The sequence below is a fragment of the Paeniglutamicibacter sp. GQ140 genome (assembly GCF_059759235.1).
On sequence record NZ_JCAXDW010000004.1, the window covers coordinates 267,462 to 283,290 of the forward strand.

Genomic DNA, 15,829 nt, shown 5'->3' on the forward strand with positions numbered 1-15,829 from the left:
TCCTCGGTCAACCCGCCAGCGAGGTGAGCAGGAAGGCGCTGTCTTCGGACGCCACGACGTTGTGCATGGCCGCCGGCAGCACGAACAGGCCTCCGTGGGCGATGGCCCGGGAATCGCCCTCCCAGTTGACCACGATGGATCCGCGCAGCACCTGCAGGGTCGCCGCCTCGGGCTTTTCATGGTCGTTCAGCGCGGACCCCGCCAGCAGGGTGACCAGCGTGTGGCGCAGGCGTCCGTCATTGAGGACCGCAACGGCGCTGCGTCCATTGGTGGAGGCGCCGGCCTTCTCGAATTCCCTGTCGACCAATTGGTCAAGTTCCGCGCTGGTGACGTGCATGGCAATCCCCCGCCCTTTCAAAGACAACTACCTGGCCCCGACTGGTTCCACCAGACTAGGCTCTCTGGTCCTCAAAACCATAGAAGTGCCGCTCAAATACCTGCCGCGATCGCCGCGTCGCCTTGAGGTAGTCGTCCTCCATCACCGAGGCCTCCCCCGGCGCATAGCCGCACCAACGGGCCACTGCTTCCATGTCCCGCCAGGAATTGGGCAACACGTCACTGACCCGGCCGGTGCAAATCAGTCCCGCGCTGCGGATCCTGGTCGCCAGCGACCACGCATGGTCCAGCACGGCCACGTCCTCGGCGGGGATCAGCCCGGCCTCGGCGATGGCCGCCAGCGCCGGACGGGTGGAGGTGGTGCGCAGGTCCGGGTGGTCCTTGGCATGCTGTAGCTGCATGAGCTGGACCAGCCACTCGACATCGCTGAGCGAACCGCGGCCCAGCTTCAGGTGACGTTCGGGCTCGGCTCCGCGGGGCAACCGCTCTGCCTCCACGCGCGCCTTGATCCGGCGGATCTCGCGGACCTGCTCCTCGCCCATGACCTGTTCGTAACGCAGCGGGTCGACCATGGCCATGAAGTCCGCGGCCAATTCCTCCGACCCGGCCATGGGCGTGGCCCGCAGCAGCGCCTGTTGCTCCCAGATCTGGGACCAGCGCCGGTAATACTCCTCGTAGGAGGCCAGCGAGCGCACCAGCGGGCCGCTCTTGCCCTCCGGGCGCAGCGCCGCGTCGATTTCCAGCCGGGGCTCGGCCTGGATGGCCGGCACCATGGGCCTGCCCAGCAGCGACCCGAGGGCCGTGGCGATGCGCAGCGACTGTTCCTGCGCACCCTGCTGGTCTGCCTCGTCGAAGGCGCGCTGGACGAACATCACGTCCGCGTCGGAGCAGTAGCCGATCTCGTGTCCGCCCTGCCGCCCCATGGCCACCACCAGGAACTCGCCCAGTTGCGGGGTCGCGGCGTATTCGGTGCGCTGGGCCACCTCCAGGGCGCCGCGAATGGCGGCCCTGTCGTTGTCGGCCAGGGCCCGCCCCACGGTGTCCTGGTCGATGACCGCGGCGCCGTCGGCCAGGGCGATGCGCAGGATCTCACGGCGCCTGATCACCCGGATCAACCGGATCGCCTGGTCGGAGCCGAGGTTCCGCTTCAGCTTCGAGGAGATCTCGCCCCACAGCGTCTCATAGCCCAGGGGCTGCAATGACTTGTTGGATCCGAGCCAGGCAGCCGATTCCGGGGAGACCTCCAGGAGATCGGTGATGAAGCGGGAGTTGGACAGGATCCTGCACAGGCGTTCGGCGGCCGCGGACGAATCGCGCAGCATGCCCAGGTACCAGTGCGACTCCCCCAGCGACTCGCTCAGCCGCCGGAAGCCCAGCAGCCCGGCATCCGGGTCCACGCCCTCGGCGATCCACCCCAGCAGCACCGGCAGCAGCTGCCGCTGCAGGGCCGCGCGCCGGCGCATGCCCCCGGTCAGGGCCTCGATGTGGCGCATTGCCGCCTTCGGGTCCACGTAGCCCAGCGCCCGCAGCCGGGATTGCGCCGCCTCCGGGGACAGCCTGACCTCGTCGGCCGAAAGATTCGAGGCGCTGTTGAGCAGCGGCCGGTAGAAGATCCGTTCGTGGAGCAGGCGCACCAGGCGCCTGGTTTCGCCCCAACGCTCCAGCAGCCCCGCGGCGGTGGACAGCCCGACCCCCAGGGTGGAGCGCACCGCCCGCGCCAGGACGCGCTGGCCCGATTCCTTGTGCGGCATCAGGTGGGTCCGGCGCAGGTTCACCAGTTGGATGCGGTGCTCGAGCACGCGCAGGAAGCGGTAGGAAAGGTCAAACTTCTCGGCGTCGTCGCGCCCGATGTAGCCGGCCAGGCTCAGGGCCGCGATGGCCCTGGTGGTGGAACGCACGCGCACCGTCTCGTCCACCCGGCCGTGGACCAGCTGGAGCAGTTGCACGGTGAATTCGACGTCACGCAGCCCGCCGGGGCCGAGCTTAAGCTGGTACGCCAACTCGGCGGGCTTGATGTTGGCGGTGACCCGCCGGCGCATGCGCTGCACCGACTCCACGAACCCGTCCCGTTCCGAGGAGGCCCAGACCAGCGGCGCCACCATGGCCTCGTAGGCGGCGCCGAGTTGCGCGTCCCCGGCGATCGCGCGGGCCTTGAGCAGCGCCTGGAACTCCCAGGACGCCGCCCAGCGCGCATAGTACGCGGCGTGGGATTCCAGGGTGCGGCTCAGCGCCCCGTCCTTGCCCTCGGGGCGCAGGTTCGCATCCACTTCCCACAGGCCCGGTTCGATCCCGGCGGTGTCGATGGCCCGGGAGATCCCCGCGGCCAGGTCCCTGGCCAGGGCGTGGGCCAGGTCCTCGTCGAGCCGGTCGCTGGAGTGCACATAGATGACGTCGACGTCCGAGACGTAGTTCAGCTCGTGCGCGCCGCACTTGCCCATGCCGATCACCGCCAGGCGCAGGTCGGAGATGTCCTCGACCGTGTAGCGCTGCCGGGCCTCGGCCCGGCTGATGGCCAGGGCGCCCTCGATGGCGGCCGCGGCCAGGTCGGCCAGTTCACGCCCGACCTCCGGCAGGGCCTCCAGCGCGTCGCCCGCCCCCAGGTCGCGGTGGGCCAGCGAGAGCAGGGCGCGCCGGTAGGCCACACGCAGCACCCGGTGTCCGTCTTCCCCGGAGACCGTGGCCACCGGCGGGATGCCCGAGGCGGGGTCGGCCCCCACGGCCAGCAGCAGCTCCGCACGCAGCTCCTGGGCGCTTCGTCCTTCCATGCGTGCCGGCGCCGGCACCGCAAGGATCTCCAGGCAGGAGGGCTCGCGGATCAGGAAATTCGCCAGCGCGTCCGAGGCACCCAGCAACCGCAGGAACCCCGGCGCGGTGCGCGGGCTTCGGGCCAGCTCCAGGGCCGCCGGGGCATGCGGGATGAGGCGGATCAGCGCCAGCAGCGCCTGGTCGGGGTCCGCGGCATGGGCCAGGTGGCCCACGAGCGCCCGGTGGTCAATGTCCGCCAGTTCCTTGTCGGCCAGGAAGCGCTTGGCCCGCTCCAGGTCGTCGAATCCCGCGGAAATCAGCTGCTTCGTGGAGATATGCAAGGACACCCCTAGAGGATCCCCAGGTAGCGCCGAAGTTCGAACGGGCTCACGTTCTGGCGGTATGCTTCCCACTCGTCGCGCTTGTTGCGCAGGAACGAGGTGTAGACCTGCTCGCCGAGGATGTCCGCCACCAGCTCGGATTCCTCCATGGCGCGGATGGCGTCGTGCAGGGACCCGGGCAGCGGGTCGTGGCCGCTGGCGCGACGTTCGGCGCTGCTCAGGCCCCACACGTCTTCTTCGGCATGGGGTTCGAGCTCATAGCCCTCCTGGATGCCCTTCAGCCCTGCGCCCAGCAGGCAGGCGTAGGCCAGGTACGGGTTGGTGGCCGAGTCGATGCCGCGGTACTCGACACGGGCCGACTGGCCCTTGCCCGGCTTGTACAGCGGCACGCGAACCAGCGCGGAACGGTTGTTGTGGCCCCAGGACCGGTGGCTCGGGGCCTCCCCGCCGCCCCAGAGGCGCTTGTAGGAGTTGACGAACTGGTTGGTCACGGCGGTGAACTCGGGGGCGTGGCGCAGGATCCCGGCAATGAACTGGCGTGCGGTGTCTGAGAGCTGGAATTCGCGCCCGGCCTCGAAGAAGGCGTTGGTGTCGCCCTCGAAGAGGGAGAAGTGGGTGTGCATGCCGGACCCTGGTTCGTCGGAGAACGGCTTGGGCATGAAGGTGGCATAGATGCCCTGCTGGATCGCGACTTCCTTGATCACGGTGCGGAACGTCATGACGTTGTCGGCCGTCTGCAGCGCGTCCGCGTAGCGCAGGTCGATCTCGTTCTGGCCCGGCCCGTTTTCGTGGTGGCTGAACTCCACGGAGATGCCCACGGCCTCGAGCATGGTCACGGCGGTGCGGCGGAAGTCCTGGGCGACGCCGCCGGTGACGTGGTCGAAGTAGCCGCCCCGGTCAACCGGGACCGGGTAGCCGTCCGCGCCCAGCTCGGAGGAGCGTAACAAATAGAATTCGATCTCGGGGTGCGTGTAGCAGGTGAACCCCATGTCGGAGGCGACGGCCAGCTGGCGCTTGAGCACGTGGCGCGAGTCGGCGGCGGCAGGCAGCCCGTCCGGCGTCAGGATGTCGCAGAACATCCGCGACGTGGGCTCGGTCTCGCCGCGCCACGGCAGGATCTGGAAGGTGGAGGGGTCGGGCTGCAGCAGCATGTCCGATTCGTAGATGCGCGACAATCCCTCGATGGAGGACCCGTCAAAGCCCAGGCCTTCCTCGAAGGCGCCCTCGACCTCGGCCGGGGCCAGGGCAACTGACTTCATGGAACCCACCACATCGGTAAACCACAGGCGCACAAATCGTACGTCCCTCTCCTCAATGGTTCTAAGGACGAATTCCTGCTGGCGATCCACGGCGGGTTCCTTCCACAAGCGGTTTTGGCGGCGATTCCCGCCCCACTGACTCACTTTATACGTTTTTGCGGCCAGGACACGGAAGGACAGGTTTGCCGATTGTGCATTAGTCTCTTGCCCATGAGTGCTCATCCTTCCACGCCAGCAAATCCCCCTGCCCCGGGCGCCGTTTCCGGTCCGCGGATCCGCCTCCACCACCTGCAAGCGGCCAAGGACGAGGGCAGGAAATTCGCGATGCTCACCGCCTACGACACGATGATGGCGAACATCTTCGACGCAGCCGGCATCGAGGTGCTCTTGGTGGGTGATTCGGCGGCAAACACCGTAATGGGGTACTCCTCGACGTTGCCGATCACGCTGGACGAGATGATCGTGTTTTCCCGGGCGGTGGTCTCGGGTGCCAAACATGCCCTGGTGGTGTGCGACCTCCCGTTCGGATCCTACGAGGTCTCCCCCGAGCAGGCGGTTGCATCGTCCGTGCGCCTGATGAAGGAGGGCGGCGTTCATGCGGTGAAGCTGGAGGGCGGCCAGTTCTTTGTCCCGCACGTGCGTGCCCTGGTGGCCGCGGGCGTGCCAGTCATGGCGCACATCGGCTTCACCCCGCAGTCCGAACATGCACTGGGCGGCTACCGGGTCCAGGGCCGCGGAGACGCCGCGGCGGCATTGGTCGCCGACGCGCAGGCGTTGGAGGCGGCCGGCGCATTTGCCGTGCTGATGGAAATGATCCCCACCGCGACGGCCCGCCGTGTCGATGAGTCGGTACGCGTCCCCACCGTCGGAATCGGTGCGGGAGCCGTCACCACCGGACAGGTGCTGGTCTGGCAGGACATGCTGGGCCTGGGCAGCGGCAAGAGCGCCCGCTTCGTGAAGAAGTACGCCGACCTGCGCGCCGTGGTGGCGGGGGCCGCGGCCGCCTACCGCGAGGATGTGCTCGCCGGAACCTTCCCGGCGGCGGAACACGAGTTCGGGGACCGGTAGTCCCTAGTCCTCCTCTTCCTCGTCTTCCTCGTCCCACTGCTCGTTGCGTTCGCGCACCTTGGTCATGGCCAGCTCGGCCTCGGCACGGGAGGCGTACGGGCCCAGGAGCTGGGACCAATCGGCCTGCGGCCCCGTCTCCACCTGGCCGGTGGTGATGTTGAACCAGAATTCGCCCTCGCCGGGCAATGCTCCACTCATCGGGATTGATCCCACCTTTCGTATGCGCTGCGTTGATCTCGACATGTTGATCTCGATATGCCACCACCCTACAGCCGATGGGCCGCCGGACGCCCGGGCAACGGCCCGGCACCATGGCGCCGGGCACCAGCGACCCCGCTAGAATGGGAACCATGCCTTTAGCTTCAACCGCACCCATCGGTTCCCTCGTCCCCGGTGCCCCCACCCCGCAGCGAACCGTCCCGAACTCGATCCCCCGCCCCGAGTATGTCGGGCGCCCCGCACCACGCAAGTCCGATGCCCCCGAAGTCCGCTCTGCCGACATCATCGCGCGGATGCGCGTGGCCTCCAAGATCGCGGCGCAGGCCCTGGCCGAGGTCGGCAAGGCCGTCGTCCCGGGTGTCACCACCGACGAACTTGACCGGATCGGGCACGAATTCCTGCTGGACCACAAGGCCTACCCCTCGACCCTCGGCTACCGCGGCTTCAGCAAGTCGCTCTGCGCCTCGATCAACGAGGTCATCTGCCACGGCATCCCCGACACCACCGTGGTGCAGGACGGGGACATCGTGAACATCGACATCACCGCGTTCATCGGCGGGGTCCACGGCGACACCAACGCCACCTTCCTGGCCGGGGACGTCGACGAGGAATCCCGGCTGCTGGTCGAGCGCACCGAGGAATCGCTGCGCCGGGCCATCAAGGCCGTCATGCCGGGACGCGAGATCAACGTCATCGGGCGCACCATTTCCGCCTATGCAAAACGCTTCGGCTATGGCGTGGTGCGGGACTTCACCGGGCACGGCGTGGCAGAATCCTTCCATACCGGATTGATCATTCCGCACTACGACGCGGCACCGGCCTACAGCCAGCTGATCGAACCGGGCATGACGTTCACCATCGAACCCATGCTCACCCTGGGCACCATCGAGTGGGACATGTGGGACGACGGCTGGACCGCCACCACCAAGGACCGCAAGCGCACGGCACAATTTGAACACACACTGCTCGTCAACGAGGACGGCGCCGAAATCCTGACCCTGGCCTAAACCAGGGAGCCCGTTTTAGCCCTCCTTAGAGAAAGAGCCCGACCCGCATGTCTGAACGCGCACTGAACCCTTCGCCCACGGCCATCGGCATCGACATCGGCGGCACCGGCATCAAGGGCGGCATCGTCGACCTTGATGCCGGAAAGCTGATTGGCGAACGCCTCCGCATTGACACCCCGAAGCCTGCGACCCCGGCGGCGGTGGCCGAGGTGGTAGCGCAGATCGTCGCGGAACTCGACGAACGGGACGGCGCCCCGGGGGCCGAGACCCCGGTGGGGGTCACCTTTCCGTCCATCATCCACCACGGAGTGGCCCGCTCGGCCGCCAACGTGGACAAGTCCTGGATCGGCACCGACGTGGATGCGCTGTTCACCAAGCGGCTGGGGCGCGAGGTCCACGTGATGAACGACGCCGACGCCGCAGGACTGGCAGAGGCCCGCTACGGTGCCGGGGCCGGCGTTGACGGGACCGTGCTCGTGATCACCCTGGGCACGGGCATCGGGTCGGCCCTGATCCACAACGGCGTGCTGGTTCCCAACGTGGAGCTGGGCCACCTGGAGATCGATTCGGCGGTGGCCGAGACCCGCGCCTCGGCCTCGGCACGCGAGCGCGACGAGCTGGGCTGGGACGAATACGCGGTGCGGTTGCAGCGCTTCTTCTCCCACGTCGAGTTCCTCTTCTCCCCCTCGCTGTTCGTCATCGGCGGCGGCATCTCCAAGCGCGCTGACGACTACCTTCCCAAGCTCTCGCTTTCCACCCCGATCACGGTGGCGAAGTCAAAGAACAATGCCGGCATCGTCGGGGCGGCCCTGCAGCAGTCGGGCCTTTCCTAGCCATTTGCCGGGCAGGACGCCAATGGCGGGCCTCCCGCTTCCCCAGTCGAATCGGGAAGCGGGAGGCCCGCCATTGGTCTTTGGGCTTCCGGCTGCGGCGCGGGCCTAGCGCTTGGGTCTAGCGCGCACCGAGGGGACGCTGGTGCCCCACCGGCCGGGTGTCGCGTTCGGCCCGCAGCTTCGCGATGGCCCCCTCGAAGTCCTCCAGCGACTTGAAGTCCTGGTAGACGCTGGCGAAGCGCAGGTAGGCGACCTCGTCGAGGCGCTGCAGCGGCGTGAGGATCGCCAGCCCCACCTCGCGGGCGTTGATTTCCGCCGCTCCGCTGGAACGAACGGCTTCCTCGACTTCCTGGGCCAGCAGGGCCAGGTCGTCGTCGGTGACGGGGCGGCCCTGGCAGGCCTTGCGCACGCCGTTGATGACCTTGGCCCGGCTGAAGGGCTCGGCCACCCCGGAGCGCTTGAGCACGTTCAGGCTCGTGGTTTCCGCCGTGCTGAAGCGGCGGCCGCATGCGGCGCATTGCCGGCGGCGGCGAATCGCGGTGCCGTCGTCGGTCAGGCGGCTATCGACGACGCGCGAATCGGTGTGCCTGCAATAGGGACAGTACATGGCACCCCTTCCTCGGGTCTTTATCTGCAAAGCACATGCGTGCTCGGGATCAGTTTAGGGCCACATATAGCGTAATCACAACAATGTCATTACCATATATTGTGGTCTTTGACACATCGGGGGCCTCGCCCCGCCGAATAGGGTTCGGCTAGGCAAAGCGGATGGCCACCGCGTCGCCGTGCGCCGGCAGGTCCTCGGCGTTGGCCAGGGCCACCACGTGGGGGGCAACCACCGACAGCGCGGCTCGGTCGTAGTCGATGACCTGGATTGCCTTGAGGAACGTATTGACGTTCAGCCCCGAGGCGAAGGCGGCGGTTCCGCTGGTCGGAAGCACGTGGTTGGACCCGGCGCAGTAGTCCCCCAGGCTCACCGGCGAATGCGACCCGACGAACACGGCGCCCGCGGCGGTGACCAGCGCCGCGTCGTCGGCGGCCGTGGCGGTGTGGATTTCCAGGTGCTCGGCCGCATAGACGTTGCACACCGCGATGCCCGCGGCCATGTCGTCAACCAGGACGATGGCCGACTGCTTTCCGCCCAGCGCGATGCGCACCCGCTCGGAATGCTTGGTGGTCGCGCACTGGGCCTCCAGCGCGTTGCGCACCGCCTCGGCAAGCTCGGGCGAATCGGTGATGAGCACCGCCGCGGCGTTGGGATCGTGCTCGGCCTGGGAAATCATGTCCGCGGCGATAAAGCCCGGGTTCGCGGCGGCGTCGGCCAGGATCGCGATCTCGGTGGGTCCGGCCTCGGCGTCGATGCCGACCACGCCCTTGACCAGGCGCTTCGCGGTGGCGACAAAGAGGTTTCCGGGGCCGGTGACCACGTCGACCGGCTCGATGGCCAGCCGCGCGTCAACGCCCTCGGGCACCGGCACCCCGTAGGCGAGGGCCGCAATGGCCTGGGCCCCTCCCATGGCGTGGACCTCCTCGACGCCCAGCAGCCGGGCCGCGGCCAGGATCGTGGGGTGGGGCAGCCCGCCGAATTCCTTCTGCGGGGGCGAAGCGATGGCCAGGGAACCGACGCCCGCGGCCAGAGCCGGGACGGCGTTCATGATCACCGAGCTCGGGTACACCGCCAGGCCTCCCGGGACGTAGAGTCCCACCCGGCGCACCGGGACCCAGCGCTGGGTGACGGTGGCGCCCGGGCCGTAGTCCACGCTGGTGTCCTCCGGCACCTGCGCGGCGGCAAAGGCGCGCGCCCGGGCAATGGATTCCTCCAGCCCGGCGCGGACCTGGGGATCGAGCTCGGCCAGGGCGCGTTCCATGGCCTCGGCGGGAACACGCGTGTAGTCCTGCTGCACGCCGTCGAACTTTTCGGCCAGCTCCGACAAGGCGGCGAATCCCTCGGAGCGCACGCGGGCGATGATCGACTCGACGGCTTCCGCGGCGGTGGCGAAGTTCAGCTCGGGGCGCGGCAGCACCGCCTTGAGGCTCGCATGGTCAAGGGGCGCACCCCGCAGGTCGAGGTCCTGGAGCGCGGAAAAGGTCTGGGGGCGTACGTTGCTGGTCACCGAACCAGTTTATAGGGTCAGGGGGTCGCGGCCGTGAAACCCCCGTGCCGGCCCGCCTTAACATTCGCGGCCCCCTCCGCTGCTTCCGCGCACGCGGCCGTTGTGAAATAGTCACAGCGTAAGAGCCACAACAAAACCCGAGGGGCAAAGATGATCAAAGCACACGGTTCGCTGGAGTCGACCGCCGACGGCGTACGGATCGCCATCGAGCGCCACACCGAATTCGACCCGGAAGACATCTGGGAGGCGTTCACCACCGACGCGGGGCTGGCCGGATGGGTCGGGGTGCTGCGCGGTTCCCGGGAGGGCGGCGACCTGAGCTTCTCGATGGTCGAAGACGGCCAGGAATCCCCGCCCGAACCGGTGCAGATCCTGCGCTGCCGGGCACCGCACGAACTGGCCTTCAACACCGTCAGCGAGCATGACACCTGGAACCTCGGGTTCGAGGTCTCCGGGACGCCCGGAGCCGGGAAAATCAGGTTCACCCAGGACCTGGGGCCTGGCCAGGACCCCTGCTCGATCGGTCCGGGGTGGGAGTACTACCTGGAGCGTGCCATCGTCCACCTGCGGGGAGGCGACGTGGCCACCGTGGAGTGGGATCGCTACTACCCCGCCCTCGTCCCGGTCTACACCCCGGCGGCCGGCTGACGTTCCGCCGGGCGCCGACCGCTAGACGTCCAGGCAGGTCGGGCCCAGCAGCACCTTCAGGTCGCCGAACAGCGCCGAGTTCGGGGTCACCCGGTAGTTCAGGCCCAGACCCATCATTGTCACTCCTCGGGTGCTGTGCAGCTTCACGCGCACCTCGGTGGTGCCCTGGTGCACGCGCAGCACGTCGCCGAGTGCGGAGATGACCTCCTCGGTGGCCTTGTGGTTGGCCATCGAAATGACCACCGGGCCGCTCTCCCCGTCCTCGCGGATCTCCGGGACGGTGAGCTCCTGGGCGTTGAGCGTGATCGAGCCGTCGTCGCGTTTCTGCACCCGGCCCTTGACCACCACGATCAGGTCCTCGGCCAGCACGTTGGCGATCGGCGCGTAGGCGTTGCCGAAGAACATGGTCTCCATGGACCCGGAGAGGTCCTCGATCTCGCAGCGCGCGTACGGGTTTCCGCTCTTCTTGGCGATGCGGCGCTGAAGCGAGGTGATCATTCCGCAGATGGTCACGGTGTGCCCGTCCTGCGGTCCGTCGTCGGAGAGCACCTGGGTGACCGACATGTCCGCGTTCTGCTCGAGCAGCCCGCCCAGGCCCTTCAGCGGGTGGTCCGAGACGTAGAGCCCGAGCATGTCGCGCTCGAAGGCCAGCTTGTCCTTCTTTTCCCAGTCGGGCAGGTCCGGGACCGACACCGTCATCCCGGCCGCGGCGGTGGGATCGTCGAAGGCGCTGAAGAGGTCGAACTGGTTGGCCGCCTCGTTGCGCTTGACCGCGATGACCGAATCCACGGCCTCTTCGTGGATGGCGACCAGGGCCCTGCGGGCATGCCCCATGGAGTCGAAGGCGCCGGCCTTGATCAGGGATTCGATGGTGCGCTTGTTGCAGACCACCGCCGGGACCTTTTGCAGGAAGTCGGCGAAGTTCTCGAAGTTTCCCTTTTCGGCGCGGGCCTCGACCAGGGCGTTGACGACGTTGGCGCCCACGTTGCGGATCGCGCCCATGCCGAAGCGGATGTCGTTGCCGACCGGGGTGAAGTTCAGGGCGGATTCGTTGACGTCGGGGGCCAGCACTGTGATGCCCATGTGGCGGCATTCGTTCAGGTACATGGCCGTCTTGTCCTTGTCATCCGCAACGGAGGTCAAGAGCGCAGCCATGTACTCGGAGGGGTAGTGGGCCTTGAGGTAGGCGGTCCAATAGGAAATGACGCCGTAGGCGGCGGAGTGGGCCTTGTTGAAGGCGTAGTCGGAGAAGGGCAGCAGGATGTCCCAGAGGGCCTTTACGGCCTCCATGGTGAAGCCGTTGTCGATCATGCCCTGGGAGAATCCGGCGAACTGCTTGTCCAGCTCGGACTTCTTCTTCTTGCCCATGGCACGGCGCAGGATGTCTGCCTGGCCCAGCGAGAAGCCGGCCAGCTTCTGCGCAATGGACATGACCTGCTCCTGGTACACGATCAGGCCGTAGGTGCCGCCCAGGATTTCCCGCAGCGGTTCCTCCAGGGTCGGGTGGATCGGGGTTTCTTCCTGGAGCTTGTTCTTGCGCAGCGCGTAGTTGTTGTGCGAGTTCGCGCCCATCGGGCCCGGGCGGTAGAGCGCGAGCACCGCGGAGATGTCTTCGAAGTTGTCGGGGCGCATGAGCTTGAGCAACGAGCGCATGGGCCCGCCGTCGAGCTGGAACACGCCCAGGGTGTCGCCGCGGGCCATCAATTCGTAGGCGCCGGCGTCGTCGAGTTCCAGGCGCTCGAGGTCCAGGTCCACGTCCTGGTTCGCCTTCATGTTTTCCAGCGCGTCGGAAATGATGGTGAGGTTCCGCAACCCCAGGAAGTCCATCTTGATCAGCCCCAGGCCTTCACAGGTCGGGTAGTCGAATTGCGTGATGACCTGGCCGTCCTGGATGCGGCGCATGATCGGGATGACGTCGATGATGGGGTCCGAGCTCATGATGACGCCTGCGGCGTGCACGCCCCACTGGCGCTTCAGCCCCTCGATGCCCTTCGCGGTTTCGAAAACTCGTGCGGCCTCGGGGTCGGTGGCGACCAGCTGGCGGAAGTCCCCGGCCTCGGAGTACCGCTTGGACTTGGGGTCCTCAATGTCATTGAGCGGGATGTCCTTGGCCATGACGGCAGGCGGCAGCGCCTTGGTCAGGGATTCACCCATGGAGAAGGGGTAGCCAAGCACACGGGAGGAGTCTTTCAGCGCCTGCTTGGTCTTGATCGACCCGTAGGTCACGATCATCGACACACGCTCGTCGCCGTACTTTTCGGTCACGTACCTGATGACCTCCGAGCGGCGACGATCATCGAAGTCGACGTCGAAGTCGGGCATGGAGACGCGTTCCGGGTTCAGGAACCGCTCGAAGATCAGCCCGTGGACCAGCGGGTCAAGGTCGGTAATGCGCATCGCGTAGGCAACCATGGAACCTGCACCCGAACCACGGCCGGGCCCTACGCGGATGCCGTTGTCCTTGGACCAGTTGATGAAGTCGGCAACGACCAGGAAGTAGCCGGGGAAGCCCATCTTGATGATCACGTCGAGCTCGAAGTCCGCCTGCTTGCGCGAGGCCTCCGGGACGCCATTGGGGTAGCGGTAGTGCATCCCCTTGTCGACTTCCTTGATCAGCCAGCTGGTCTCGTCCTCGCCCGGCGGGCAGGGGAAACGCGGCATGTAGTTGGCGCTGGTGTCAAAGGACACCTCGGCGCGTTCGGCGATCAGCAGGGTGTTGTCACAGGCATCGGGCATCTCGCGGAAGAGGTGCCGCATTTCGGCCGGGCTCTTGAGGTAGTAGCCGGACCCCGAGAAGGCGAAGCGCGAGCCGCCCTGGTCGTAGGTCGGCTCATCGAGGGTGGAACCGGAGTTGATGGCCAGCAGGGCCTCGTGGGCCTTGGCATCGTGCTCGTGGGTGTAGTGCAGATCGTTGGTGGCGACCCTCGGGATGTTCAGTTCCTTGGCCAGACGCAACAGGTCCTGGGTGACCCGGCGCTCGATGTCCAGCCCGTGGTCCATGAACTCGCAGAAGTAGTTTTCCTTGCCGAAAAGGTCCTGGAATTCCGCTGCTGCGGCCTTGGCCTCGTTGTATTGGCCGAGGCGCAGCTTCGTCTGGACTTCCCCCGAGGGGCAACCGGTGGTGGCGATGATCCCCTCGTGATAGGTGTTCAGCAGATCGCGGTCCAACCGCGGGTACTTGCCAAAGACCGAGTCGAGGGAAGCCAAGGAAGAGGCCTTGAACAGGTTCTTCATGCCGGTGTTGTTGTAGCTCAGCAGCGTCATGTGGGTGTAAAGGCCACCGCCGGAGACGTCGTCGCGCTTCTGGCTCTCGTCGGTGCGCCACTTCACGCGGGTCTTGTCGTCGCGTGCGGTGCCCGGGGTGACGTAGGCTTCGATGCCGATGATCGGCTTGATCCCTGCCTGGGTTGCCTTGTTCCAGAAGTCGAAGGCACCAAAGAGATAGCCGTGGTCGGTCGTGGCCAAGGCCGTCATGCCCAGCCGGTTGGTCTCCTCAAAGAGTTCCGCCAGGCGCGCGGCACCGTCAAGCATTGAGTATTCGGTGTGCGTGTGAAGGTGTACGAATCCATCGCGATTAGAGCTAGCCACCGATCCAGTCTAGGCGTTCACACCGACACCCGACCACCGGGGCGCACCGATGTGTGGAGCGGCACCCGGCCATGGGCCGGGTGCCGCCGGGGACACACTAGAAGTTGCCGTCGCGCAGCATCTCCAGGGCGTTGTTCAAATCCAGCGGGTAGTCGCTGGTGTACTCGACCCACTCCCCGTTGACCGGGTGGAAGAACCCCAGCATTTGGGCATGGAGCCACTGGCGGGTCAGCCCGAGGGCGGCCGACAGCTTCGGGTCCGCCCCGTAGGTCTGGTCTCCCGCACAGGGATGCCGCAGGGCACTGAAGTGCACGCGGATCTGGTGGGTGCGGCCGGTTTCCAGGGTGACTTCCACCAGCGAGGCGCGGCCAAACGCCTCGAGGACCTTGTAATGGGTCACCGAGTCGCGGCCGTCCTCGATGACGGCGAATTTCCAGTCGTGTCCGGGATGGCGGCCCAGCGGAGCGTTGATGGTGCCTTCCAGCGGGTCGGGCAGCCCCTGCACGACCGCGTGGTAGATCTTCTTCGGGGTCCGTTCCTTGAACGCGCGCTTGAGCGCCGTGTAGGCGCGTTCGGTCTTGGCGACCACCATCAGGCCGCTGGTGCCCACGTCCAGTCGGTGCACGATGCCCTGGCGTTCGGCCGATCCCGAGGTGGAAATACGGTAGCCGGCGGCGGCCAGGGCGCCGACCACGGTGGGGCCGACCCAGCCCGGCGAGGGGTGTGCCGCGACGCCCACGGGCTTGTCGATGACGACGTAGTCATCGTCGTCGGCAATGATCTTGAGGTCTTCCACGAGTTCTACCCTGATTTCTAGTGGGTCTGGCCGAAGCGGAATGAAGACTTCGATGGTGTCGCCGGCAGTGGTCTTGCGGGACTTGCCCAGTACCTTGCCGGCGAGCGTCACGTTCCCCTCGGCGCAGAGCAGTGCCGCCTGCGCGCGGGAGATCTCGAGCCGCTGGGCCAGGAATGCATCCATGCGCAGTGCCGCCTCTTCCGGCGAGACGAGCAGCGATTCGGTGCGTTCCCCGGTCACTGCTGTTCCCGCGGCTCGGGCCCGGCGTCCTGCTCCGGCTTCTTCTTCGCCACGGACCTGCTGCCATCGAGTTCGCGGCCGGTGAAGAGCAACAGGCAGATCCCGATCATCGAGCAAACAATGAACATGTCGGCGATGTTGAATATCGCGAAGTTCGGCAGGGCAATGAAATCAACCACGTGTCCCTGTCCGAAAGAGGGCGGACGGAAGAGCCTGTCCGTGAGGTTTCCGGCGACGCCGCCCATCAGTCCGCCCAGGGCGAGGGCCCAGGGCCACACGCGGATCTTGCGCACGAGGAACACCGCCACGTAGAGGAGCACGGCCGCCTGGATGATGCTGAAGATCCAGGTGTAGCCCTCGCCCATGGAAAACGCGGCGCCGGAATTCTTGATGTAGTACCAGCGCAGCAACGGAGCGAAGACGTCGACGACTTGGCCCTCGTACATCGACGATTCCACGATGCGCTTGGTGAACTGGTCCAGGACCAGGGCAAACACTGCCAGGACGCTCGTGGCCAGCACGAGGCGCCGTGCGGTTCCACTGCCGGGTGCGGGCTTGGCGGCACCTTGCGGCACCGGTGGTGTGGAGCTGTCTTCCATCATGTCCTTTAACGCATTGTTGGCGGTCGGTAACCC

Annotated in this window: 13 protein-coding genes; 4 read left to right on the forward strand and 9 right to left on the reverse strand. The window is 66.9% G+C overall.

The features are described 5' to 3' along the window. Positions 1–7: 7 nt before the first annotated feature. The 3 genes from AC6CHY_RS07950 to glnA are packed head-to-tail and all read right to left on the reverse strand — an operon-like array spanning position 8 to position 4,771. Entirely contained in the window at positions 8–337 is a 330-nt protein-coding gene (locus AC6CHY_RS07950; RefSeq protein WP_498226431.1) for a cupin domain-containing protein, read from the reverse strand. A gap of 55 nt (positions 338–392) precedes the next feature. Then, positions 393–3,422 (reverse strand): bifunctional [glutamine synthetase] adenylyltransferase/[glutamine synthetase]-adenylyl-L-tyrosine phosphorylase, encoded by a 3,030-nt coding sequence (locus AC6CHY_RS07955; RefSeq protein WP_498226483.1) that lies wholly within the window; start codon positions 3,420–3,422, stop codon positions 393–395. Between the two features lie 8 nt (positions 3,423–3,430). Next, positions 3,431–4,771, reverse strand: coding sequence for a type I glutamate--ammonia ligase (glnA, locus tag AC6CHY_RS07960; RefSeq protein WP_217389856.1), 1,341 nt, complete (start codon positions 4,769–4,771; stop codon positions 3,431–3,433). 120 nt (positions 4,772–4,891) lie between these two features. Between glnA and panB the strand changes: the two genes are divergently transcribed. Further along, positions 4,892–5,749: a 3-methyl-2-oxobutanoate hydroxymethyltransferase gene (gene panB, locus AC6CHY_RS07965; RefSeq protein ID WP_217389857.1), complete on the forward strand. Its 858-nt coding sequence runs from the start codon at positions 4,892–4,894 to the stop codon at positions 5,747–5,749. Between the two features lie 3 nt (positions 5,750–5,752). Here the strand turns inward: panB and AC6CHY_RS07970 are convergent, their stop codons facing one another. Next, a complete protein-coding gene (locus AC6CHY_RS07970; protein ID WP_217389858.1) occupies positions 5,753–5,947 on the reverse strand; it encodes an SPOR domain-containing protein in 195 nt (64 codons plus the stop codon). A gap of 152 nt (positions 5,948–6,099) precedes the next feature. On the opposite strand from AC6CHY_RS07970, the gene map reads away from it, so the two are divergent. After that, on the forward strand, positions 6,100–6,975 hold the full coding sequence (gene map / locus AC6CHY_RS07975; protein ID WP_217389859.1) for a type I methionyl aminopeptidase: 876 nt from the start codon (positions 6,100–6,102) through the stop codon (positions 6,973–6,975). A gap of 47 nt (positions 6,976–7,022) precedes the next feature. Continuing rightward, positions 7,023–7,808, forward strand: a complete 786-nt coding sequence (gene ppgK, locus AC6CHY_RS07980) for a polyphosphate--glucose phosphotransferase (protein ID WP_498226432.1) — start codon at positions 7,023–7,025, stop codon at positions 7,806–7,808. 118 nt (positions 7,809–7,926) lie between these two features. On the opposite strand, the gene nrdR is transcribed toward ppgK, so the two are convergent. Continuing rightward, entirely contained in the window at positions 7,927–8,415 is a 489-nt protein-coding gene (gene nrdR, locus AC6CHY_RS07985; RefSeq protein WP_217389861.1) for a transcriptional regulator NrdR, read from the reverse strand. Between the two features lie 148 nt (positions 8,416–8,563). Beyond that, positions 8,564–9,922 carry a histidinol dehydrogenase gene (gene hisD, locus AC6CHY_RS07990; RefSeq protein WP_498226433.1) on the reverse strand — a complete coding sequence of 453 codons (1,359 nt, stop codon included), beginning with the start codon at positions 9,920–9,922 and terminating at the stop codon, positions 8,564–8,566. Between the two features lie 150 nt (positions 9,923–10,072). Here hisD and AC6CHY_RS07995 point away from each other — a divergent pair, with 150 nt between their 5' ends. Next, on the forward strand, positions 10,073–10,570 hold the full coding sequence (locus AC6CHY_RS07995) for an SRPBCC domain-containing protein (protein ID WP_498226434.1): 498 nt from the start codon (positions 10,073–10,075) through the stop codon (positions 10,568–10,570). Between the two features lie 21 nt (positions 10,571–10,591). On the opposite strand, the gene dnaE is transcribed toward AC6CHY_RS07995, so the two are convergent. The 3 genes from dnaE to lspA all read right to left on the reverse strand — a co-directional run bounded on the left by dnaE (position 10,592) and on the right by lspA (position 15,793). Continuing rightward, the gene (gene dnaE / locus AC6CHY_RS08000) at positions 10,592–14,158 is read right to left on the reverse strand and encodes a DNA polymerase III subunit alpha (protein ID WP_498226435.1); all 3,567 of its coding nucleotides are present in this window, start codon (positions 14,156–14,158) and stop codon (positions 10,592–10,594) included. 97 nt (positions 14,159–14,255) lie between these two features. Next, complete coding sequence (locus AC6CHY_RS08005) at positions 14,256–15,194, reverse strand: RluA family pseudouridine synthase (RefSeq protein WP_498226436.1); 939 nt, start codon at positions 15,192–15,194, stop codon at positions 14,256–14,258. After that, the gene (gene lspA, locus AC6CHY_RS08010; protein ID WP_498226484.1) at positions 15,191–15,793 is read right to left on the reverse strand and encodes a signal peptidase II; all 603 of its coding nucleotides are present in this window, start codon (positions 15,791–15,793) and stop codon (positions 15,191–15,193) included. Before lspA ends, AC6CHY_RS08005 begins: the two co-directional genes overlap by 4 nt. Positions 15,794–15,829: the final 36 nt, after the last annotated feature.

What these genes read in the sequence shown, in the direction of transcription:
- lspA (WP_498226484.1), bottom strand. Translation starts at nt 15,793, where the DNA reads ATGGAAGACAGCTCCACACCACCGGTGCCGCAAGGTGCCGCCAAGCCC.
- nrdR (WP_217389861.1), bottom strand. Translation starts at nt 8,415, where the DNA reads ATGTACTGTCCCTATTGCAGGCACACCGATTCGCGCGTCGTCGATAGC.
- ppgK (WP_498226432.1), top strand. Translation starts at nt 7,023, where the DNA reads ATGTCTGAACGCGCACTGAACCCTTCGCCCACGGCCATCGGCATCGAC.
- panB (WP_217389857.1), top strand. Translation starts at nt 4,892, where the DNA reads ATGAGTGCTCATCCTTCCACGCCAGCAAATCCCCCTGCCCCGGGCGCC.
- AC6CHY_RS07995 (WP_498226434.1), top strand. Translation starts at nt 10,073, where the DNA reads ATGATCAAAGCACACGGTTCGCTGGAGTCGACCGCCGACGGCGTACGG.
- map (WP_217389859.1), top strand. Translation starts at nt 6,100, where the DNA reads ATGCCTTTAGCTTCAACCGCACCCATCGGTTCCCTCGTCCCCGGTGCC.
- AC6CHY_RS07970 (WP_217389858.1), bottom strand. Translation starts at nt 5,947, where the DNA reads ATGAGTGGAGCATTGCCCGGCGAGGGCGAATTCTGGTTCAACATCACC.
- AC6CHY_RS07950 (WP_498226431.1), bottom strand. Translation starts at nt 337, where the DNA reads ATGCACGTCACCAGCGCGGAACTTGACCAATTGGTCGACAGGGAATTC.